This window comes from Streptomyces sp. NPDC033229, from assembly GCF_055576875.1.
Map to the genome: position 1 here is coordinate 73,284 of NZ_JBVIQR010000022.1, position 21,182 is coordinate 94,465.

The window sequence follows — 21,182 nt, forward strand, 5'->3', positions numbered from 1 at the left end:
TTCCGGGTCGTGTCGGGGGGGTGGCTGGGCAAGAATTCTGTCGGGACGGGCGGCACCTTCCCCCCCCAAAAAAGGGGGTTTCCGGCCCCCCCCCCCCCCCCCCCCCCCCCGAGGAAGCCCTCTCCCGCCCACGCTCCAGGTCGGGAGAGGGCGCTACCGACTCACGGACGAGTTTGGGCTGATGCAATGGAAACAGCGTGGTTGGGATCAACGACGGTTCTTCACACGGGCCTCGCTCGCATCACCGATGAGTCCGGGCGAATCCTGCTTCTGCTGACCGGTACGGACGTCAAGTGGTGCCTGCCAGGCGGCATTTGCATCCCGGGAGAACCGCCCATAGACGCCGCTGCGTACCAGATCCGGCGGACCATGCGCATCGACGTAACCCCGCAGCGCGTCGTCGGATACGCCCCAGGCGCAGCGGACCGTCACTCCGCCGCGCAAGGCCCGCCAGGAGACGCCTACTTGATGGCGTGCAACCCGCTGAGCCCGTCGCAGATCAAGCGCATCACCCTCCCCGAGGCGCCACCCCGGGAAAGGCCGGAATTCCTGAAAGTCGACTTCTGGGACCCGTTCAACCTTCCCCCCGGCATGCGCCCCCCGCGACCTGCGACTGCTCGGCCGCGAGGCCCGTGTCGAGCCCCCCGTTCCCATCCCTCACCTGTCGCGCAGGGAATTCTTCCGCCTGACCGGATGAGACCCGGCCACACGGTCGGGGAGCACTGACGCCGTCGGTCCGCCTGTGTGACGGTGGCGGGCGGACGGTCCGGCATCGAACCGGAGAACCCATGCGCGCAGCCATCGCGAGCCCTCGGGAACAGAGGTACGTCGCACACCTCCACCTGCCGTGCCGGGGTCCGGCGAGCGTGAACCAGGACTACCACCAGTCCACGCTGTGCAGGCTGTCCGGTACGGACGTCTCGATGGCGCCTGAAGCTAAACGCTCCACCCATGATCTCCCGCCCCTGACGGGCCTGCTCGGTCCGCTCGTCCGGGGTGGGGTTCCAGCACCATTCGGCGCGACAAGTGGAGGCAAGTATGGCGAACTGCACTCACTGCCAGGGAATGGGACGGACGATTGTCTATGACTCGGATGGGAAGCCTCACGACGTGACCTGTCAGCCATGCGGGGGCTCAGGCGAGGCGTAACGCAACAGCCAACCTCAGTTGCTCAACCACTGGTTGACGGTATGGTCCGGCTGTAGTCACACGGTCAAGGGAGGGCCTCACATGACCGACAAGGAAGCCGAGGGCGACCCGGCACGGGGCCGTCGCGAGTGGATCGATCCAAAGCAAGCGAACGTGGTACGGCACTTCAAGCATGAAGTCGCCATGGCAATCCAGCGTGGACCTAGGCCCTGCGGAAATTGCAACGGCATCGGGAAGATCATCATGGTGGTCGAGGGGCAACCCCGTAGCTACCCGTGCACGTGCGGGGGCTAGTCGAGCAGCGTGAACCCGTTCGGGTGCTTCCTCTGAAACGCTCGGACGGGGCTTCCCGCTCCGAAAGCCGCCCGCGTCCGTGAGCTTCCCCGAGATGTGCGGGGCTCTTCCATGTGGCAGGCGGTGGCGGGGAGGCGCACAGTGACAGAGGGTGCAGCGCACCGGGCGCGGAGGTGCTAGTGAACTGGAAGCCTCACGCCGTAGGGCTCGCGGAGCGCGTCACCCATCGCTCGTCACGATGGCGCGCCCCCGTCGCTGAAACCGCCCGGCATCTCCTCGTGCCCCGGTGGTGGCAGCGCGATCCCGACGGCTGGACGGTCCGGGACGGATCGGCCGACGAATCACGATGGCTCGACGCCGCGTATGGCGACACCTCGCTGATCACCAGCGTCGGCCCCCTGCACGCCGACTACGCGAGCAGCGACGACCGCCCGGCCGGCCTGCCGACGTCGTCTTCGACGTTGCCGAGTCTCGTCGTGCAGATGTTCCAGCACGCCCGCCTCGACGACAGCCATACTCTTGGGCACGTCGGCACAGGGCCGGGCTACGGCGACGCCCTCGCTTGTCGCCGTCTGGGCGACAAGCAGGTGACGAGCATGGACGTCCACCCCTACCTCGTCGAGGCTGCCCGCGCGCGCCTCGACGGTATGGGGCTGCACCCGACGATCACGGCCGTGGACGCCACCGGCGAACTGCCCGGGAGGTTCGACCGCATCGTCGCCACTGTCGCCGTTCGGCCGATCCCTGGGAGTTGGCTCACCGCGCTCAACCCCGGTGGCCGCCTGGTGACGACGATCGCCGGGACCTCGCTCCTGATCACTGCGGAGAAGACCAAGGACGGTGGCGCGATCGGACGCGTCGAGTGGGACCGGGCAGGATTCATGCACGCCCGCCACGGCGCCGACTACCCGCCACGCCTCGCTGCCCTGCTCGCCACCGCCCGGGAGCACGACGGCGACGACATCAGCACCGGCCGATACCCAGTCGTCCACGTGACCGAAGCATGGGATCTCGCATCGATGCTCGACATCGTGGCACCGGGCATCGAGCACCAATTCGACGAGGACGACAAGCAACGCATGGCCCTCATGGCGCACGCCGACGGATCATGGGCCCCGGGCAACCGCCCACGCCGACGAGGTCCCGCAGGTCCACCAGGGTGGCCCCCGAAGGCTCTGGGACCTCCTCGACGAGGTCCGGACGTACTGGCTCACGAACGGCGAACTTCCCGTACGCGGGGCCAAAGTCTTCGTGAAGCCCGACGGCTCCACGTACCTCGCCCGAGGAAAGTGGCTGGCAAAGCTGTAGCGCACGCTGAATGGGCCCTACGGCATTCACACACCGTAGGGCCCGTTCGGCGTACCAGGATGTGAGGACTCATGGCCACAACACGCATTGCGTTCGAGGACCTGCCCGCCTCCGTACACGCAGCAATCGAGGGACCCGGACCCGTGGACAAAGCGCATGTTCGACGCCGCTCGATCGTGGTCTGCCTTCCGTTCCGCCCTTTGACGGCGACCGCGGTCTCCTTCCCCGACGCGTAGGCGCAGCCCCGCCCGGCCCGTTCAGCGCGGCACCCGACGCGATGAACGAGCCATGGCTGCTCACGGGGCTAACCATCCGATCATTGCGTGCGGTCTAACAAGGCGCTAGGTTTCTGGCCTTCTATCTGACCCTCGCACGCGGCTACTCGGCCTCCTGCGCGTTATCACTCAAAAAATGTGAAGGCGAGCATGTCGGATATTCAGTGGCAGAAGTCTTCGTTCTCCACCGACGGGAACGAGTGCATCGAACTTGCCCGATCGGGTGAGGTCATCCTCATGCGGGAGAGCGACACGCCCGACCTCATCATCAGCAGCAGCCCTGAGAAGCTTCTCGCGTTCGTCTGCGGCGTCAAAGCAGGCGAGTTCGATCACCTGATATAGCGACTGCCAGGGCCAGGCGGAGATGATCGGGCGACAAGTGGAGGAGATCGGGGCGACGGCCGACTGGATCGAATCGGCTGTGGCCACGGGCAAGTTCGACCTGGGCGAACAGCTCGCTCAACTCCTTCGGGACCAGTGATGCCACGGGCGGGACTGCCCGCCCACGTCCACGGCAGCGCGGCGAAGAAGGCCCTGCACGAAGCGCGGCCGGCCGGGTTGTCACTCGCGCAGTTGTGCCGGGCGACCAAGAGATCACCGTCGCAGGTGTGGGCGGGGCTGCGGTACTTGCGGAAGGTCGCGGTGAAGGAGGGACTTCCTCCCGTCACCTACAACCAGCGAGAGGGCTTCCAGCTCTCCGATAACAGCGAGAAGCATCCCGTCTCTGCGACCACGCCGGCTGAGGACCCGGCCCCCGGCCAGTCCGGATCCGGGCCAACGCCCGCGGAATCCGGCTCGTGCGCACAGCTCTGCACTGACTGGCCAGGGGCTGGGGGCCGATCGCTGAAGCGTCCGCCGGACCGCTTCCGCCAGCCGCCTGATCCCGCTGCGGTGGTGAAGAGGCGTATTCGTCGGCGGCTGCCTGCCCCGCAGTCGCTCCCGCTGGCCCGTCCGCCTCCGCCGACAGGGTCGTCCAGGACGGAAGCACGTTTCGGCGCTCGCGTCGATCCCCCCTCGGCGGGACGGCACTTCCAGCCGAAATAGTCCCGGTGGGGCCGTCCCAGAGCCCGCCCATCACGGCCACAGGAACACAAACATTGATTTACTGGCTTGTTTGGTAATAGGGCAAGCATTCACCCGCCCCATAGGCTCGCCCCAGCGCCAAGAATGGCGACCAACACCGGTTCAACGAAAGGCGATTGAGGCATGTCGGATTGGGTGAAGGTCGCGGGCAGTCTCTCGGCCATCTCGGCGGGATCCAGGACAACGGTTTGGGGCGTGAACGCGGCCAGCGCCATCTTCCGGTACACCAACTACGACGCCAACCCCTGGCTCGGCATCCCCGGGGGCCTCAGTGACATCGGCGCCGCGTCGGACGGCACCACGTGGGGCGTCAACGGCAGCAACCAGATCTACCGCTACACCGGGGATCAGGGCACCCCGGGCCCGTGGAAGGGCATCGACGGCAGCCTGGTCCGCATCGACGCCGGCTCCCGCACGAACGTGTGGGGAGTGGACTCCGCCGGCGCCATCTACCGGTACTCGAACTACGACACCAACCCGTGGATCAAGGTCCCCGGCGCGCTGAGCGACATCGGCGCGGCAGCCGACGGCACGGTGTGGGGCGTCAACGGCGCCAACCAGATCTTCCGCTACACCGGGGACCAGGACAGCGCCAACGCGTGGAAGCACGTCCCCGGCAGCCTCAAGCGCATCGCGGTGGGCTCCCGGACCAACGTATGGGGCGTCGATCCCGCCGGTGCCATCTACCGGTACACCAACAACGACGCCAGCGGCTCCAACCCATGGATCAAGATCCCCGGCACCGCCACCGACATCGCGGCCGGCGCCGACGGCACCGTGTGGCACATCAACAGCGGCGCCGAGATCTACCGGTACACCGGGGACCAGCCGAGCTGACCCCTGCACCGGCACGCGTGAGCGGCCCCCGACCTGTCGGCCGGGGGCCCCTCACGTTCTGGTCGGCTTTCTGTCTCGTCCAGCTCAAAGGGCTGCGTCCCTCTGCGGGTGAGATCGTTCAAGAGACTGAATGGTCCGGACCGCCGCCGACACCGGTCTCCGGGGCACGGTCACCATGGTGGCTGTCCCGGTCATTTCTCGCCTTTGGCAGGGCTGACCTGCGGAGAGACGAACTCGGGTGAGACACGGAGCCCCGCAGTCTCACCCGAGTTTTGTTCGTCAGCTGAGTTTCCAGGACCGATGCCGCCGCGCTGGGTAGCCAGGGTAGCCCGCGACGGGGCGACATGGTTGGGGACGGAGTCGGGTAAAGCGTGTCCGTGCTGTCCTTACCCGAGTACACCCCTGTCCTGCGCGACCGCTTCGCCGCCGACGGCTACCTGCCCCTGCCCGCTGTGGTGCCACCTGAAGTGCTGCCCGCCCTCGACAGCGAGGTAAGACGGCTGGGAAAACTTGCCGTACGACGGGATCTCTCCATGGAGTGCACGGACCGGTCACCCCGTCACATGACCACTCTCGGCGGACACGCCATCGCCCGGGACTCCGAACTGATCCCGCAGCTGTACCACGACGAGCATCTGCTCGACCTCCTTGGCCGGCTCGCAGACCTTCAGGTCGTCCCAGTGAGTGACCCCCTCGAACGCCACGTCATCAACAGCCTCCATCAGCAAGGCGACACCCACGGAGCTCACACCGACGATTACCCCCTGGCCCTGGTGCTGTTCATCGAAGCACCGGCCGACCCTGCCAACGGCGGGCTACTGGAATATGCCCCCCACGCCGTCGACCTGAGCGTCCTCCAGACCAACGCCGCCAGACGGGCCCACCACCGACCTGGCGACGGCTACCTCCTGCGCAGCGATACCACGGCCCACTGCGTCACCCCTCTGCGCCGCCCCGGCCTGCGCCGTACGGTGCTCAACTTCGCCTACACGACGCCAGACCGGCAACAGGCTGTGACACCCTCCGCCTCCCTGCTGTACTGACCACAGCACCATCATCAGCTGTCTCACGGACCCTGCCTCTGACGTTGACGTGTGAACCGGACAACGCCGGGCACCGATCACTGCCGGGGGTTTATCACGGCTTCCTAGAACCCTTGCGACGGCAATTCGGGTCCCGCTAGCTTCTCTGTGCGTCGGCGCACGCCGACGGATCGTGGGCCCGGGCCACCGCCACCCGCGACGAAGCACCTACAGTCCACCAGGGCGGCCCCCGGCGCCTCTGGGACACCCTCGACGAGATACGTACCTACTGGCTCACCCACGGCGAGCTACCCGTGCGCGGCGCCCGGGTCTACATCCGGCCCGGCACCACGTACCTCGCCCGTGGAAAGTGGAGCACCCAGCTCTAGCCGCCCACCGGGCCTCAGGCCGGGGCTCCGCCCCGGACCCCGGTCCTCAACGCCGGACGGGCCGGCTGCGGTGGCCGTGTCATCAATCGCCGGACGGGCTCGGACTCCCCGGCTCATCCCGTGTCAGGTTCGCGAACGCGTCCAGGTTGCGCGTCGACTCGCCGCGCGAGGTGCGCCACGCGTACTCCTTGCGGATCGCGCTCGCGAAGCCCATCTCCAGCAGCGTGTTGAAGCTGCCGTCGGCGTTCTCCAGCACCGTGCCGAGGATCCGGTCGATCTCCTCCGGGGTCACGGCGGCCAGCGGCAGCCGTCCCACGAGGTAGATGTCGCCGAGCCCGTCGATCGCGTAACTCAGCCCGTACAGGCGGGTGTTCCGCTCCAGCAGCCAGCGGTGCACCGCCTCGTGGTTCTCGTCGGGGCGGCGCACGACGAAGGCGTTGACCGAGAGGGAGTGCTTGCCGACGATCAGCGAGACGGTCGTCGACAACTTGCGGGTGCCGGGGAGCTTCACGACGTACGTACCGTCGCTCGGGCTCTCCCATTCGAGGTCGGCGTCGCTGAGCGTCCGCTCGAGGGTGGAGTTCGCGTCAGACATGCGTCGAGCGTAGGCGACGGCGCCGCTCGTGGATCGCCGCCGCGTAGACGTCGGCGGTGGCGGCGGCCGCGGTGTCCCAGCCGAAGGACCGCGCGTGCGTGGCCGCGGCCGCGCCCATCCGGTCCGCGAGCGCGGCGTCGTCGGCGAAGTGGTTCAGCGTCCGAGCGTAGTCGGCGGGGTCGTGGCCGTCGACGAGGAAGCCGCTGACGCCGTCCCGCACCGCCACCGGCAGTCCGCCCACGGCGGCCGCGACGACCGGGGTGCCGCAGGCCTGGGCCTCGGCGGCCACCAGGCCGAAGGACTCGCTGTAGGAGGGCATGACCAGCACGGACGCGGCCCGGTACCAGTCCGCGAGCTGCTCCTGGCCGACCGGCGGGCGGAAGCGGACGACATCGGCGATGCCGAGCCGGGCGGCGAGCTTCTGCAGGCCCTCGGGCTTGGCGAGACCGCTGCCGCTGGGGCCGCCGACGACGGGGACGACGATGCGCGAGCGCAGCTCGGGCCGCTGGTCGAGGAGGTGACCGACGGCGCGCAGCAGGATGTCGGGGGCCTTGAGCGGCTGGATGCGCCCGGCGAAGAGGGGGACGAGCGCGTCGGCCGGCAGGCCCAGCCGGGCGCGGGCGGCGGCCCGTCCGTCGGCGGGCGTGAAGCGGTCGAGGTTCACGCCCGGGTGCACGACGGCGACCTGGGCAGGGTCGGCCTCGTAGTGCCGCACCAGTTCCTCGGCCTCGCCGTCGGTGTTGGCGATGAGCCGGTCGGCGGCCCGGACGATCTGGGTCTCGCCGATCACCCGCGCGGCGGGCTCGGGGGTGTCGCCCTCGGCGAGGGCGGCGTTCTTGACCTTGGCCATGGTGTGCATGGCGTGCACCAGGGGGACGCCCCAGCGCTCGGCGGCGAGCCAGCCGACGTGGCCGGAGAGCCAGTAGTGGGAGTGGACGAGGTCGTAGTGGCCGGGCCGGTGCCCCGCCCAGGCCTGCATCACGCCGTGGGTGAAGGCACAGAGCTGGGCGGGCAGCTCTTCCTTGGCGAGGCCTTCGTAGGGGCCCGCGTCGATGTGCCGGACGAGCACGCCGGGGGCCAGCTCGACGGCGGGCGGCAGGGTGCCGGTGGTGGCGCGGGTGAATATCTCGACCTCGATGTTGATCGCGGCGAGTCGCTTGGCCAGCTCCACGATGTAGACGTTCATGCCGCCCGCGTCGCCGGTGCCCGGCTGGTGGAGCGGGGAGGTGTGGACGCTGAGCATGGCGATGCGGCGGGGTCTGCGGACTCCCCCGAGCCGTCTGCGCGGGGCGCCCGTGAACGGGCCGAGTGTGCGGCCGCGGCGGTTGCCGAGCCGGGCTACGTACTGGCTCACCGTGCGGGTCCTCCGTCCACCTTGTAGGGGCGCCTCGGCAGCGCGCCTTGGAGGGCGTCCGCCACCTGTCAACGGAGTGCAACGCTACGGAGGACGCCTCCCATTCCCTGCCATACGGGCGATTTATGACCGGATCCATGCCTGTATAAGGCATTTGGGGCCGGGGAGGGGCGGGCGATATCGAGGAGGCGTCACGCCGTCCGCCGGCGCGCCCCGCACCGCTTAGGCTCTGTGACATGCCGCCCCGCCCCACCCCGCACCGTCGTCCCGTCGGTTCGGCGACCCGTGGGACGACCAATCCGAACCGGCTCCGGCGCATGGACCGCTGGATCGCCGACGCGCACGGCGCCGCACTGCGCCGCAGCGCCGACCCCGTCGCCGTCGACCTCGGCTACGGGGCGGCCCCCTGGACCGCGGTGGAGCTGCTGGACCGACTGCGGACCGTGTGCGGCACTGCGGAGGTCGTCGGGGTGGAGATCGATCCGGCGCGGGTGGCGGCGGCGAAACCGTACGAGCGGGAGGGGCTGTCCTTCGCGCACGGCGGGTTCGAGGTGCCGCTCGGTGCCGGGCGGCGGCCCGCGCTGATCCGGGCCGCGAACGTGCTGCGGCAGTACGACGAGGACGAGGTGGCCGCCGTGTGGGCCCGGCTGTGCGCCCGGCTCGCGCCCGACGGACTGCTCGTCGAGGGCACGTGCGATGAGATCGGCCGTCGTCACGTATGGGTCGCGCTCGGCCCGGAGGGCCCCCGCACGGTCACCTTCGCGACCCGACTCGGCTCCCTGACCACCCCCTCCGACCTGGCAGAACGGCTGCCCAAGGCGCTCATCCACCGCAATGTGCCGGGCGAGCCGGTACATGCGTTCCTGCGCGACTTCGACCGCGCCTGGGCGGCCGCTGCGCCGTACGCTGCGCTGAGCTCGCGGCAGCGGTGGATCCGTACGGCGTCGGCCCTGAAGGCCGACTGGCCCCTGACGGACGGGCCCCGGCGCTGGCGGCAGGGCGAGGTCACGCTGCGCTGGGAGGCGCTTGCGCCTCGCGGCTAGGCGCAAACCAGCCCGTCCGGCGATTGAGGACACCGCCGCGCAGCGGGGGTGCGGGCACACGGCCCACAGCGCCCCGGCCCGCAGGCCGTCCGTGCCGCCTGCGGCGGCGAGCGCCCTGCGGGCGCGTCCTCAAACGCCGGACGGGCTTGATGTGGCCGAGCTCAGCCGAAATCAGCGGAGGTGCAGGCCGCCTGCGGCGGCGAGCGCCCTGCGGGCGCGTCCTCAATCGCCGGACGGGCTCATTCGGATCAGCTCGCGAGCTGCTTGCGGCCGCTGCCGCGCCCGCTGCCGCCCGAGATGGTGATCTTGCGCGGCTTGGCCTCTTCCGCCACCGGGATGCGCAGCGTCAGCACGCCCAGGTCGTACGAGGCGTCGATGCGGTCGGTCTCCAGCGTCTCCCCCAGGAACAGCTGCCGGGTGAACGTGCCCGTGGGGCGCTCCTCGACGATCAGCTCGGCACCCTCGGGGGCCGTCTTCCGGCGCTCGGCGTGGATCGAGAGGACGTTGCGCTCGATGTCCAGGTCGATCGATTCGGGGTCGACGCCGGGGAGGTCGAACTGGACCACGAATTCGTCGCCGACGCGGTAGGCGTCCATCGGCATGGCCGCAGGGCGGGCCTCGGTACCGAAAACCTGGCGGGTGAGGCGGTCGAGATCCCGGAACGGGTCGGTCCGCATGAGCATCACAGGTCACTCCTTTTCTCTGGCACTCGGTGGGATGCCCTCGCCCTTCTTATATAGCGCGCCAAGAGGAAAGTTGACAAGCCTGGGCTCAAGCTTCGTGCGCCCCTGCCCGCAGGACGGCCAGCAGCGCGTCGACGAGCCGCCGGTCGCGGTCGTGGGTGAGGCGGTTGCGGGCTGCCGCCGGGGGGAGCCACAGGACGCGGTCCACCTCGTGGTTGGGCGTGAACGCCCCGCCCGTCGCCCGCGCCGCCCAGTACCGGACCTCCTTGGGCCGGCCTTCCGCCAGATAGTGCGCGGTGGGCAGGGGCGGCCCCGGCTCGCACGTCATGCCGGTTTCCTCCAGCACCTCCCGCAGCGCGCCGGACAGGGCGTCCTCACCCCGCTTGAGCTTGCCCTTGGGCCACGACCAGTCGTCGTACTTCGGGCGGTGGACGAGGCCGAGCTCCAGCCGTCCGTCGTAGGGGGACCTGCGCCACAGCGCGCAGCCCGCCGCCAGGACCGGCGACCGCGCGCCCGCGCCGCCGGAGCCGGAGCGAGGACCGGAGCCGGAGCCGGCCCCGGTCACGGCGTCGTCACCGCCAGCCGCTGCCAGAGCCGGCCGAAGGCGAAGCGGGCGGCCTCCACGTCGTGCCGCTGATCGGCGTGGAGCACCCCCAGCGCGTACGCCGTGGCGGGTGCGATGCGGGGCGTGCGGGCCGCGGCCGCGGCGGCCGCCGCGGCCTCCGCCGCGTCGCGGTGCCGGTCCAGGGCCTGGCTCGCCCCCAACAGCCGTACGGACAGCGTGGGTTCGACCTCGGTCTGCTCCCGCTCGTCCAGCACCTCCTGGCCGTAGCGCCGCAGCCGCACCAGCCGTCGCACCTGGTGCCAGGGGGCGTCCTGCCGCCCCTCGGCGGGCGGGGCGTCGGCCGTCGGGGTCGCGGCGAGGCCGTGGGCCAGGGCCTCGGCGTTGTACGGGTGACCCGCCACGGACAGCGGCAGGGTCTCGACGGCCTCGACCAGCCTGCGGTGCGCCTGGTCGACGAAGTGCGCCAGGGCCTCGCGGGCGAGGAGGTCGTGGGCCGCGGGGTCCAGCGGTACCTCCGAGGCGAGCACCGCGACGTTGTCGGCGAGGGCGTGGAAGCGCGAGGAGCCCAGCGCCTGCAGGGCCGCCGAGTGCGCCCGTGTCCGCCCCAGGGTCAACCGCCGCTCCAGCAGCGCCCCCGCCCGGGCCGCGCCGACGGTCAGGCCGCCGCCGGTCCCGTCCTCCCGCGCCCGGGCACCCGCACCGGACTCGCCGCGCGGCGCGACGACCGCCGTGCCCGGCTCGGCTTCCCCGGTGCCCGCGCCCGACAGGCGGTGCAGCGCCCCGCGCAGCCGGGCCAGGCGGGCCGCGTAGGCGTGCTCGCGGGCGAGGGTCTCCGACAACCACACCAACTCGGAGCGGAGTTGGTCCGTCCACGCGGTGTCGGTCAGCGGGCGGTAGACGTGCAGAGCGCCGGAGAGGCGTCGGGCCGAGCGGCGCAGCAGCCGCGCGGCCTCGGTCGCGTCCTCGGCGTCGGCACCGCTCTCGCCGTGCCACCGCAGGCTGCGCAGGAACTCGGTGGCCTGGGTGTGCAGATAGCTCGCGAGTACCTCGCCCGCCGTCGCGTCCCCCACGCGGTGGGCGACCGGTCCGGGAGCAGGCAATCCGGAAGCGGGAGCCGGGGACCCGGTGGCCCGCGTTCCCCCAGGGGATTTCGTCGTCATCGTGTCCCGCCCGCAGGGAGCGCCGACCGTAATCGGCGGATCATGTCGCTGAACCACGCCGGCGCCTCCGGGCGTCTATGAGCATCTCCTGAACGTTCCGCAGCGGCTGCCCGTCGGCGTCCGTCGCACGCCGGGTCCAGCCGCCGTCCCCGCCGAGGTGCCAGGACGCGGTGGTGTCCGACATCCCCAGCTCCAGCAGTCGGCCGAGCGAGGCCCGGTGCCCCGGGTCGGTGACCCGCACCAGCGCCTCTATGCGCCGGTCGAGGTTGCGGTGCATCATGTCCGCGCTGCCGAGCCACACCTCCGGTTCGCCGCCGTTGCCGAAGGCGAACACCCGGGAGTGCTCCAGGAAGCGGCCGAGCACGCTGCGCACCCGGATGTTCTCCGAGAGGCCGGGGACCCCCGGGCGCAGGGCGCAGATGCCGCGCACCCACACATCCACCGGCACCCCGGCCCGCGACGCCCGGTAGAGGGCGTCGATGACGGTCTCGTCGACCATCGAGTTGACCTTGACGCGGACGTACGCGGGGCGCCCGGCGCGGTGGTGCGCGGTCTCCTTCGCGATGCGCGCGACCAGCCCGTCGCGCAGCGATCTGGGGGCCACGAGCAGCCGTCTGTAGGTCTCGCGGCGCGAGTATCCGGACAGCCGGTTGAAGAGATCGGAGAGGTCGGCCCCCACCTGCGGGTCCGCGGTGAGCAGGCCGAGGTCCTCGTACAGCCGGGCGGTCTTGGGGTGGTAGTTGCCGGTGCCCACGTGGGAGTAGCGGCGCAGCGTCTCGCCCTCCTGGCGGACCACCAGCGACAGCTTGCAGTGCGTCTTGAGCCCGACCAGCCCGTAGACGACGTGGCAGCCCGCCTCCTCCAGCTTCCGCGCCCATTTGATGTTGGCCTGCTCGTCGAAGCGGGCCTTGATCTCCACGAGGACGAGGACCTGCTTGCCCGACTCCGCGGCGTCTATCAAGGCGTCCACGATGGGCGAGTCGCCCGACGTCCGATAGAGGGTCTGCTTGATGGCCAGCACGTCCGGGTCGGCCGCGGCCTGCTCCAGGAAGGCCTGCACGGAGGTGGAGAAGGAGTCGTACGGGTGGTGCAGCAGCACGTCCCGCTCGCGCAGGGCCGCGAAGATGTCGGGGGCGGACGCGGACTCGGCCTCGGCGAGGTCCCGGTGGGTGCCCGCCACGAACTTGGGGAACTTCAGCTCGGGCCGGTCCAGGCCGGCGATCCGGAACAGCGCGGTCAGGTCGAGCGGGCCGGGCAGCGGATAGACCTCGGCGTCGGTGATCTTGAGCTCGCGGACCAGCAGATCGAGGACGTACGGGTCGATGGTCTCCTCGACCTCCAGCCGCACGGGTGGGCCGAAGCGCCGCCGCATCAGCTCCTTCTCCAGGGCCTGGAGAAGATTCTCCGCGTCGTCCTCCTCGACTTCGAGGTCCTCGTTGCGGGTCACCCGGAACATGTGGTGCGCGAGCACCTCCATGCCGGGGAACAGCTCCTCCAGGTGGGCCGCGATCACGTCCTCCAGCGGGACGTACCGCTGCGGGGACGCCTCCAGGAACCGCGACAGCAGCGGCGGCACCTTCACCCGGGCGAAGTGCTGGTGACCGCTGACGGGGTTGCGGACGACCACGGCGAGGTTGAGCGACAGCCCGGAGATGTACGGAAAGGGGTGCGCGGGGTCGACGGCGAGGGGGGTCAGCACGGGGAAGATCTGCTGCCGGAACAGGGTGAACAGCCGCCCCTGCTCCTTCTCCGACAGCTCCGGCCAGCGGATCAGATGGATGCCCTGCTCGGCCAGCTCGGGGGCGACGTCCTGCTGGTAGCAGGCCGCGTGCCGGGCCATGAGCTCGCGTGAGCGGGTCCAGATCAGCTCCAGGACCTCGCGGGGCTGGAGGCCGGAGGCGGAGCGGGTCGCGACGCCGGTCGCGATGCGCCGCTTGAGGCCGGCGACCCGGACCATGAAGAACTCGTCGAGGTTGCTGGCGAAGATCGCCAGGTAGTTGGCCCGCTCCAGGAGGGGGGTGGCTGGGTCCTCCGCCAGCTCCAGCACCCGCTCGTTGAAGGCCAGCCAGCTGCGCTCCCGGTCCAGGAAGCGCCCCTGGGGCAGCTCCTCGGCGTCCTCGGCACTCTCGTCGTCGTACTCCCCCGCCGCCTGGCCGCGCTCGTAGCCGTCGCCCCGGCCCTCCGGGTACCCGGTGTCATATCCGTCGAGCCCGGCGTCCAGGTCGGGCTCCAGCCCCGGGCCGTCCGGGGAGGTGGCCGCGTGCGGCCGGTGCGCCGTGATGGACCCCACGGAGGGCTGCGGCCGGGGGGTCCCCCACGGGTCCGGCGACCGGTCCGGATGCGGATCGTCGGCTGCCTGGGCGCTGGGAGGCCGGTTCATACGTCCATGGTGCCGCGCCGCGGGCACGGTGGGCGCGTCGGAGACGGGCGCCGGGGCTGCGCGTAGTCTCCGGCCGGGGGTTTGTGGCACGGCGGGCTGCATTCGGCAAGGTTCGCAACCACGGTTGAATCATGGGTAACGCGCACATGACGCGCAGGAAAGCGGGGCCCTACCCCACGGGGTCGTCCGGCCCCCTCGGAGCGGCCGGACGGGCCCGGGCAAGACCGTACGCCCGCACCACGAGGTGTACGGGCGTACGACAGGGGCGCCTGATCAGTTGTGCGTGCGCCGCATCCACCACAACGCGCCGGCCGCGACGAGCACGGCGAACACGGTGACCCCACCCGCCTGGACCCACTGCATGGGCCACAGGTGCGCGTACGGGTGGGACTCGGTGTACCAACCGCTCGCGCCGTGGTCGACAAGGCACTGGGCGGGCGAGACGCCGACGCCGCAGTCGGGCTCCACGATGTGCCCGCCGTTCGGCCCGACCATGCCGCGCTCGAACCACCAGGTGCGGTTCCCGAGCAGGCCCTGCGCGTCGGCGGACATCGTCGTCACCGGGGTGACCAGATGCTGCCGCAGGGCCCCGGTCACCGTCGACACCACGCCGACGCCCGCCAGGGCGACGAGCATGGCCGGGAGCGTGCGCTTGACCAGCAGGCCGGCGAGCGCGCCGACGGCCACCCCGGCCAGGGCCAGGACGACGGGCGCGGGCCCGAGCGCGTTGAACGACTGGTGCCAGACCTGGCCGGGCAGCAGCACGTCACCGCCCACGCGGTCACCCACGACCCGCCAGCACCAGGTGTAGAGCGCCGCGAGCACCGAGACCCCGGCGAGGGCCGCCACGGCCGGCAGCGCGAGCTTCGCCGCGTACCAGCGCATCGGCGAGACGGACTGCGACCACGCGACCTTGTACGTACCGCTCTCCAGCTCGCGCGCCACCATCGGGCCCGCGACGAACGCCGCGAGCAGCGCGGGCAGGAACTCCAGCAGGAGGCCCACGTAGTGCAGGTAGTCGCCGTACGAGGACCGGAAGTCGGCGATCTTCGCGGACGAGCCGTCGCACTCGAAGGCGTCGCAGGCGGCCAGCAGCCGGCGGGAGTCGATGACGTCGCCCATGGCGCCGTGCAGCCACACCAGCGAACCGGCCAGCGCGAGGAACAGCGCGAGGACGATCCACGCCGTGGTGCGGTGCTGACGGACGACGAACCAGCCGAGGGCGCGCACGCCGGGCGCGCCCGGGGTCGCGGTACGGGTACGGGTCGCCGTACGGGTCGGGGGTGTCGATGTCATGGTCATGCCGCCGCCTTCCGGGGGTGCGAGGGGGCCGCCTGGGCCTGGGAACGGTGCCGCAGCAGCCAAACGGCAGCGGCGGCCAGGACCACGGCGACGCCGACGAGGATCCCGGTCTCGGCCCATTGCATCGGCCACAGGTGCGAGCGCGGGTGGAGCTCCGCGTACCAGTCGGTCGCGCTGTGTTCGGCCAGGCACTGCCCGTCGGAGATGTCCATGTCGCACCAGAGCGACTTGATGCGGCCGACGTCGGGGCCGATGCCCCCGCGCTCGACGACCCAGGCGCTGTCGGGGGGCGAGGGCCGCTCGGCGTAGAGCGTCATCACCGGGGTGATCACATACGGCCGGAACACGTCGAGCGCCCAGATCACCAGGGCGGTGAGGGCCAGGGTGACGCCCATGGCCGCGACCGTGCGCCGGACCAGCAGGCCGACGAGCGTGCCGAGGGCGATCGCCAGCAGGGCGTGGGCGACGGGGGCGGGGCCGATCGTGGCGAACACGTACTGCCAGTGCTGGGCCGTCAGCACGTCGTAGGGAAACGACTGCCAGGTCCAGGTGTGGACCGCCGACAGCAGCGAGAACCCGGCGAGCGCCGCCACGGTGACCGTGGTGAGCTTCACCGCGAGCCAGCGCAGGGGCGAAGCCGACTGCGACCACGCGAGCTTGTACGTACCGCTCTCCAGCTCGCGCGCCACCATCGGACCGGCCACGAACAGACCGACCACCCAGGGCAGATACTCCGTCAACTCGCCGATACCCGCCAGGAGATCGCCGTACCGGACGCGGAACGCGGAGAGGGCCTGCCAGTCGGCGTCCCCGCACGTGACGTCCCCCTCGCACCCGGCGCGCAGGCCGTGGTCGTCGAGGTAGGCGTGGCCCGCGAACCGCACCCACACCAGCGCGCCGACGAGCGCGACGAGCAGCCCCAGCGCGATCCACGCGGTGGCCCGGTGCTGCCGCCAGACCAGCCAGGTCATTCCACGCGGCCGGGCGCGCGGAACGGCGGCTGCCGTGGCGGTGCTCATGCCGCCGCCTTCGCCGTGGCGCGCGGCTCCGCGCTCGGCGTGAGCAGTGCCGGGGCGCCGGGCGAGCGCAGATGCGCGAGGAGCAGCTCCTCCAGGCTCGGCTCGGCGGCCTCCCAGCGGCCCGCGACCGGGCCGTCGGTGCGTACGAGCGCGCTGAACTGGCGCCCGGTGGTGCGTGACTCCACGACCGTGTGCCCCGCCAACTCGGGCGGCAGCTCCGGGCCTTCGTGGCGGCCGACGAGCAGGGTGTGCGCGGCGGTCAGGTCCTCGACCTCGCCGGCGAGCCGCACCCGGCCCTCGGTGATGAGCAGCAGGTAGTCGCAGACGCCGTCGAGTTCGGCGAGGACGTGCGAGGCCATCACGACGGTGGTGGCGTGCTCGGCGGCCTCGGCCATCAGGGCGGCCATCATCTGGTGGCGGACGAGCGGGTCGAGGTCGCTCATCGGCTCGTCCAGCAGCAATAGTTCCGGCCGCTTGCCGAAGGCGAGGGCGAGCGCGACGCGAGTGCGCTGACCGCCGGAGAGCGAGCCGACACGGGCGCCGAGGGGCAGGTTCCCGTCCCGTACGAGCCGCTCGGCGGCGGCCTGGTCCCAGCCGCCGGGATTCAGCTCGCGGCCCAGCCGCAGCGTGTCGGCGATGGTGAAGTGGGGGTACAGCGGCTTCTCCTGGGCGACGAACGCCACCCGGGGCCGGATCGCCGGGTCGGTGGGCCCGGCCCCGAAGGCGGTGAGCGAGCCGGTGGTGGGCCGCCGCAGGCCCGCCGCGAGGGAGAGCAGCGTGGACTTGCCCGCGCCGTTCGGCCCGACGAGGGCGCAGATCCGCCCGGCGGGCAGACGGAAGGAGCAGTCGCGCAGCGCCCAGCCGCGCCGGTGCTTCACCCCGAGGCCGACCGCCTGCAGGGCGGTCCGGTCGGGCTGAAAGGTCAGGTCGGTCATGCGGTCCCCTTGTTCCCCTTGTTCAGGTCGTGCGCTGCGGGTCGCGCGTGGTCGCCGAAGCTCTCGTCCAGCACGGAGGCGACCAGCGCGGCCACGTCCTCACGGTCGAGCCCGGCCGCGCGGGCGCGGTCCGTCCAGTCGGCCAGTTCGGCGCGCAGCGGCGAGTCCGCGGCGGCTTCCGGCCGCGCCAGCGACCGCCGTACGAAGGTCCCCAGCCCGGGGCGCGGCTCGACCAGGCCTTCGCGATCGAGTTCGCGGTAGGCCTTCAGGACGGTGTTCGGGTTGATGGCCGTGGCCGCGACGACCTCCTTGGCCGTCGGCAGCTTGTCGCCCGGAGCGAGCAGACCCAGCCGGAGCGCCTGCTTCACCTGCACGACGATCTGCAGATAGGTGGCGACCCCGCTGCGCCGGTCGATGCGGAATTCGACCACGCGCATCCCCCTTTCACTACTTGATTAGTGAAAGGGTGATGGAAGGGTGGGCGGACTGTCAACCGCCCCCCGCCGGGGCGGGCACGCGAAACCGCCCCCCAGGGCAACCCTGGAGGGCGGTTCGTGTGCCTGTCGCCGAGCCGTTCGGTCAGCTCTCCGAGCGGTACATCAGGTCCGTCTCGTAGATCTGGAAGCCGAGCCGTTCGTAGACGGTGACGGCGGGCTTGTTGTCCGCGTCGACGTAGAGCATGGCCGTCGGCAGGCCCTGGCCCGCCAGGTGCCGCAGCCCGATCGTGGTCAGCGCCCTGCCGAGCCCGCCGCCCTGCGCACCGGGCCGCACGCCCACCACGTACACCTCGCCGATCCCCTGGTCGGCGTGCACCTTCGTCCAGTGGAAGCCGACGATCCGGCCGTCCTTCTCGGCGAGGAAGAAGCCCTTCGGGTCGAACCAGGCCTGAGCCTTGCGGTCGTCCAGGTCCCGCTGGGTGAGCGAGCCCTGCTCGGGGTGGTGCGCGAACGCCGCGGCGTTCACCGCCAGCCACTGCTCGTCGTCCTCGCCGGGCCGGAAGGTCCGTACGCTCACGCCCTCGGGCAGCACGGGCTCCGCGAGGTCGAGGTCGGTGAGCGGCCTGCGCATCTGCCGCAGCTCGCGGAAGAGGCTCAGCCCGAGCACCTGCGCGAGGTGCCGGGCGGCCGGGTGCCCGCCGTGCGCCCAGACCCGCAGCCGCTTGCCCGACTCGGCCAGCAGCGCCGTCCCGAGCGCTCGCCCGTGCCCGCGACCGCGCTGGCCGGGACGGACGACCAGCTCGCCCGCCGGGGCCTCCACGGGGTCGCTGTCCTCCAACTGGGCGTAGCCGACGAGTTCGCCGTCGGCGTCCCTCAGCAGCAGGTGCCGCACCCCGGGCCGCGCCCCTTCGAGCTGGAGCCGGCCCTGCTCGGAGACGGCCGGCTGGCCGTCGGCGTCGGCGGCCTCCGCCACCAACGACAGCACGTCCCGGACCAGCTCGGGCGTCAGCTCGACAAGGACCTCGATCGACCGGGGCCCGCCCGCGTCGTACACCACCACGTCACTCATGGCCTTGAGCCTACGACCCGCACGGGGGGCTACCGGGGGTACGCCGTGGCGTGCCCGCCGGCCGATGGGGAACCGGCCGCCCGAAGCTACCAATTCGTCACCTCAACCCTCCTGACGCGCTACGCGCGTTGACCGTAAGCTGCCGCCGACCCGCCTGCCGCGACATCTGACGCGACACCAGCACCACATCATTACAAAGGGGAACAAATGCCCGCGACGCCTCACGCGACGCCGCCACGGAAGCGCCTCGCCGGACGGCTGACCGCCACCGCGGCCGTGCTCGCCGCCACCGCCGGAGTGCTCTCCGCCGCCGCCCCGGCGGGCGCGGACAGCGCGGCGGCAGCCGACAGCGCGCAGAGCGGCAAGCAGCGCCACGGCCGCACGGTCGATGTGCAGCTGCTCTCCTTCAACGACCTGCACGGCAACCTGGAGGCCCCGCAGGGCTCCTCCGGCACCGTCACCGAGACGCAGCCCGACGGCACGAAGAAGGTCATACCGGCGGGCGGCGTCGAGTACCTCGCCAACTCGCTGCGCACGGCCCGCAAGGGTCACGAATACTCGATCACCGCGGCGGCCGGCGACATGATCGGCGCGAGCCCGCTGATGTCCGGCCTCTTCCACGACGAGCCGACCATCGAGGCGCTCAACAAGATCAAGCTGGACGCCACCTCCGTCGGCAACCACGAGTTCGACGAGGGCCGCGCCGAGCTGCTGCGCATGCAGCGGGGCGGCTGCCACCCCAAGGAGGGCTGCTTCGAGAAAGGCAAGAAGTTCCGCGGCGCGGACTTCCCCTACCTCGCGGCGAACGTCACCGACGAGAAGACCGGCAAGCCGATCCTGAAGCCCTACACGATCTGGAAGCACAAGGGCGTGAAGATCGGCATCATCGGTCTCACCCTCGAGGGCACCCCCGACGTCGTGACGGCCGAGGGCGTCAAGGGCCTCAAGTTCCACGACGAGGTCGAGACGATCAACAAGTACGCCAAGGAGCTCGACCGCCAGGGCGTGAAGTCCATCGTCACCCTCATCCACGAGGGCGGCATGCCGGCGTCCGGCTCGTACAACTACGACTGCGACACCCCGGGCGCCGGCGCGGGCATCTCCGGCCCCATCGTCGAGATCGCCAAGAAGGTGACCCCGAAGGTCGACGCCCTCGTCACCGGCCACACCCACCAGGCGTACGCCTGCACCATCCCCGACCCCTCGGGCGCGCCGCGCACGGTCACCTCGGCCGCCTCCTTCGGCCGCGTCTTCACCGACACGACGCTGACCTACGACCGCCGGACGAAGGACATCGTCCGCACGAGCGTCAAGGGCTCCCGCGCCACGAACCACGTCGTGGACCGCGAGCAGCCCAAGGCCGCGGACATGACCCGGCTCATCGACCGCTGGAAGACCCTGGCCGCGCCGGTCGCCAACAAGCCGGTCGGCTACATCTCCGCCGACATCAACGGCCGCGGCTCGGAGGCGTACGAGAAGCCGCTCGGCGACCTGCTCACGGACGCCCAGCTGGAGGCGCTCGCCCCCGCCGACAAGGGCGGCGCGCAGATCGCGTTCATGAACCCCGGCGGCATCCGCTCGGACCTCGCCTTCAAGGCGTCGGGGGCCGAGGGTGACGGCGTCGTGACCTACGGCGAGGCGTTCACGGTCCAGCCGTTCACCAACATGATGAACGTCGTCGACCTCACCGGCGCCCAGGTCATCGCCGCCCTCCAGCAGCAGGTCAGCGGTCCCAACGAGCCGCAGCCGAAGATTCTGCAGGTGAGCCGGGGCCTGACCTACACGCTCGACCTGACCAAGCAGGGCGCGGACCGCGTCGTCGCGTCGTCGGTGAAGCTGAACGGCACCGCGATCGACCCGGGCAAGACGTACCGCGTCGCGATGAACGAGTTCCTCGCGGGCGGCGGCGACGGCTTCCCCGCCTTCAAGGAGGGCAAGAACAAGCTCGTGGGCGCCTCCGACCTCGACGCCTTCACCTCGTACCTCACCGCACGCTCCTCGGCGGCCTCGCCGCTGGCCCCGCCGAAGGCGGACCGCATCACGATCGTGAAGTGACCTGCGCCTGCGGCGAGCTCAGCCGATGACAGCCCGTCCGGCGATTGAGGACACCACCGCGCAGCGGAGGTGCGGATGACACGGCCTGCGTGCCGTGATCCGGCGGACGCTTCGGCAGCGGGGCCGTCAGTGCCGCCTGCGGCGGCGAGCGCCCTGCGGGCGCGGGGGGAAAAAGAGAAAGAGGGGGAGGGGGGGGAAAAAGGGGGGGTGGGGAGAAAACAGCAAAAC

18 protein-coding genes are annotated in these 21,182 nt (G+C 71.2%); 7 read left to right on the top strand and 11 right to left on the bottom strand.

Annotation, left to right across the window (positions count from 1 at the left end):
• Nucleotides 1-1,622: 1,622 nt before the first annotated feature.
• The 5 genes from ACZ53N_RS20375 to ACZ53N_RS20395 all read left to right on the top strand — a co-directional run bounded on the left by ACZ53N_RS20375 (nucleotide 1,623) and on the right by ACZ53N_RS20395 (nucleotide 5,989).
• On the top strand, nucleotides 1,623-2,816 hold the full coding sequence (locus tag ACZ53N_RS20375; RefSeq protein WP_469142227.1) for a methyltransferase domain-containing protein: 1,194 nt from the start codon (nucleotides 1,623-1,625) through the stop codon (nucleotides 2,814-2,816).
• 360 nt (nucleotides 2,817-3,176) lie between these two features.
• Nucleotides 3,177-3,368: a DUF397 domain-containing protein gene (locus ACZ53N_RS20380; protein ID WP_469142228.1), complete on the top strand. Its 192-nt coding sequence runs from the start codon at nucleotides 3,177-3,179 to the stop codon at nucleotides 3,366-3,368.
• Between the two features lie 22 nt (nucleotides 3,369-3,390).
• The gene (locus tag ACZ53N_RS20385) at nucleotides 3,391-3,507 is read left to right on the top strand and encodes a DUF6192 family protein (protein WP_469142229.1); all 117 of its coding nucleotides are present in this window, start codon (nucleotides 3,391-3,393) and stop codon (nucleotides 3,505-3,507) included.
• 725 nt (nucleotides 3,508-4,232) lie between these two features.
• The gene (locus ACZ53N_RS20390) at nucleotides 4,233-4,946 is read left to right on the top strand and encodes a tectonin domain-containing protein (protein WP_469142230.1); all 714 of its coding nucleotides are present in this window, start codon (nucleotides 4,233-4,235) and stop codon (nucleotides 4,944-4,946) included.
• Between the two features lie 371 nt (nucleotides 4,947-5,317).
• On the top strand, nucleotides 5,318-5,989 hold the full coding sequence (locus ACZ53N_RS20395) for a HalD/BesD family halogenase (RefSeq protein ID WP_469142231.1): 672 nt from the start codon (nucleotides 5,318-5,320) through the stop codon (nucleotides 5,987-5,989).
• 450 nt (nucleotides 5,990-6,439) lie between these two features.
• Here the strand turns inward: ACZ53N_RS20395 and ACZ53N_RS20400 are convergent, their stop codons facing one another.
• Together ACZ53N_RS20400 and mshA are read right to left on the bottom strand one after the other, a co-directional pair.
• On the bottom strand, nucleotides 6,440-6,952 hold the full coding sequence (locus tag ACZ53N_RS20400) for a type III secretion system chaperone family protein (protein ID WP_469142232.1): 513 nt from the start codon (nucleotides 6,950-6,952) through the stop codon (nucleotides 6,440-6,442).
• On the bottom strand, nucleotides 6,945-8,306 hold the full coding sequence (gene mshA, locus ACZ53N_RS20405; RefSeq protein ID WP_469142233.1) for a D-inositol-3-phosphate glycosyltransferase: 1,362 nt from the start codon (nucleotides 8,304-8,306) through the stop codon (nucleotides 6,945-6,947). Before mshA ends, ACZ53N_RS20400 begins: the two co-directional genes overlap by 8 nt.
• 236 nt (nucleotides 8,307-8,542) lie before the next feature.
• Here mshA and ACZ53N_RS20410 point away from each other — a divergent pair, with 236 nt between their 5' ends.
• Nucleotides 8,543-9,349, top strand: coding sequence for a methyltransferase domain-containing protein (locus tag ACZ53N_RS20410; RefSeq protein ID WP_469142234.1), 807 nt, complete (start codon nucleotides 8,543-8,545; stop codon nucleotides 9,347-9,349).
• Nucleotides 9,350-9,597: 248 nt separating this feature from the next.
• On the opposite strand, the gene ACZ53N_RS20415 is transcribed toward ACZ53N_RS20410, so the two are convergent.
• The 9 genes from ACZ53N_RS20415 to mshD all read right to left on the bottom strand — a co-directional run bounded on the left by ACZ53N_RS20415 (nucleotide 9,598) and on the right by mshD (nucleotide 18,899).
• Complete coding sequence (locus ACZ53N_RS20415; protein WP_469142235.1) at nucleotides 9,598-10,032, bottom strand: Hsp20/alpha crystallin family protein; 435 nt, start codon at nucleotides 10,030-10,032, stop codon at nucleotides 9,598-9,600.
• Nucleotides 10,033-10,120: 88 nt separating this feature from the next.
• Nucleotides 10,121-10,528 carry an NUDIX hydrolase gene (locus ACZ53N_RS20420; protein WP_469142274.1) on the bottom strand — a complete coding sequence of 136 codons (408 nt, stop codon included), beginning with the start codon at nucleotides 10,526-10,528 and terminating at the stop codon, nucleotides 10,121-10,123.
• Between the two features lie 65 nt (nucleotides 10,529-10,593).
• Nucleotides 10,594-11,757: a CHAD domain-containing protein gene (locus tag ACZ53N_RS20425; RefSeq protein ID WP_469142236.1), complete on the bottom strand. Its 1,164-nt coding sequence runs from the start codon at nucleotides 11,755-11,757 to the stop codon at nucleotides 10,594-10,596.
• Nucleotides 11,758-11,797: 40 nt separating this feature from the next.
• Complete coding sequence (locus tag ACZ53N_RS20430; protein ID WP_469142237.1) at nucleotides 11,798-14,137, bottom strand: RNA degradosome polyphosphate kinase; 2,340 nt, start codon at nucleotides 14,135-14,137, stop codon at nucleotides 11,798-11,800.
• A gap of 273 nt (nucleotides 14,138-14,410) precedes the next feature.
• Nucleotides 14,411-15,439, bottom strand: a complete 1,029-nt coding sequence (locus ACZ53N_RS20435) for a translation initiation factor IF-2 (protein ID WP_469142238.1) — start codon at nucleotides 15,437-15,439, stop codon at nucleotides 14,411-14,413.
• Entirely contained in the window at nucleotides 15,436-16,458 is a 1,023-nt protein-coding gene (locus tag ACZ53N_RS20440) for an ABC transporter permease (protein WP_469142239.1), read from the bottom strand. Before ACZ53N_RS20440 ends, ACZ53N_RS20435 begins: the two co-directional genes overlap by 4 nt.
• Nucleotides 16,455-17,393, bottom strand: a complete 939-nt coding sequence (locus tag ACZ53N_RS20445) for an ABC transporter ATP-binding protein (RefSeq protein ID WP_469142240.1) — start codon at nucleotides 17,391-17,393, stop codon at nucleotides 16,455-16,457. The genes ACZ53N_RS20440 and ACZ53N_RS20445 overlap by 4 nt, the downstream gene beginning before the upstream one ends.
• The gene (locus ACZ53N_RS20450; RefSeq protein WP_469142241.1) at nucleotides 17,390-17,830 is read right to left on the bottom strand and encodes a GntR family transcriptional regulator; all 441 of its coding nucleotides are present in this window, start codon (nucleotides 17,828-17,830) and stop codon (nucleotides 17,390-17,392) included. Before ACZ53N_RS20450 ends, ACZ53N_RS20445 begins: the two co-directional genes overlap by 4 nt.
• A gap of 142 nt (nucleotides 17,831-17,972) precedes the next feature.
• Nucleotides 17,973-18,899 carry a mycothiol synthase gene (mshD, locus tag ACZ53N_RS20455; protein ID WP_469142242.1) on the bottom strand — a complete coding sequence of 309 codons (927 nt, stop codon included), beginning with the start codon at nucleotides 18,897-18,899 and terminating at the stop codon, nucleotides 17,973-17,975.
• Nucleotides 18,900-19,106: 207 nt separating this feature from the next.
• On the opposite strand from mshD, the gene ACZ53N_RS20460 reads away from it, so the two are divergent.
• Nucleotides 19,107-20,954 carry a bifunctional metallophosphatase/5'-nucleotidase gene (locus ACZ53N_RS20460; protein ID WP_469142243.1) on the top strand — a complete coding sequence of 616 codons (1,848 nt, stop codon included), beginning with the start codon at nucleotides 19,107-19,109 and terminating at the stop codon, nucleotides 20,952-20,954.
• Nucleotides 20,955-21,182: the final 228 nt, after the last annotated feature.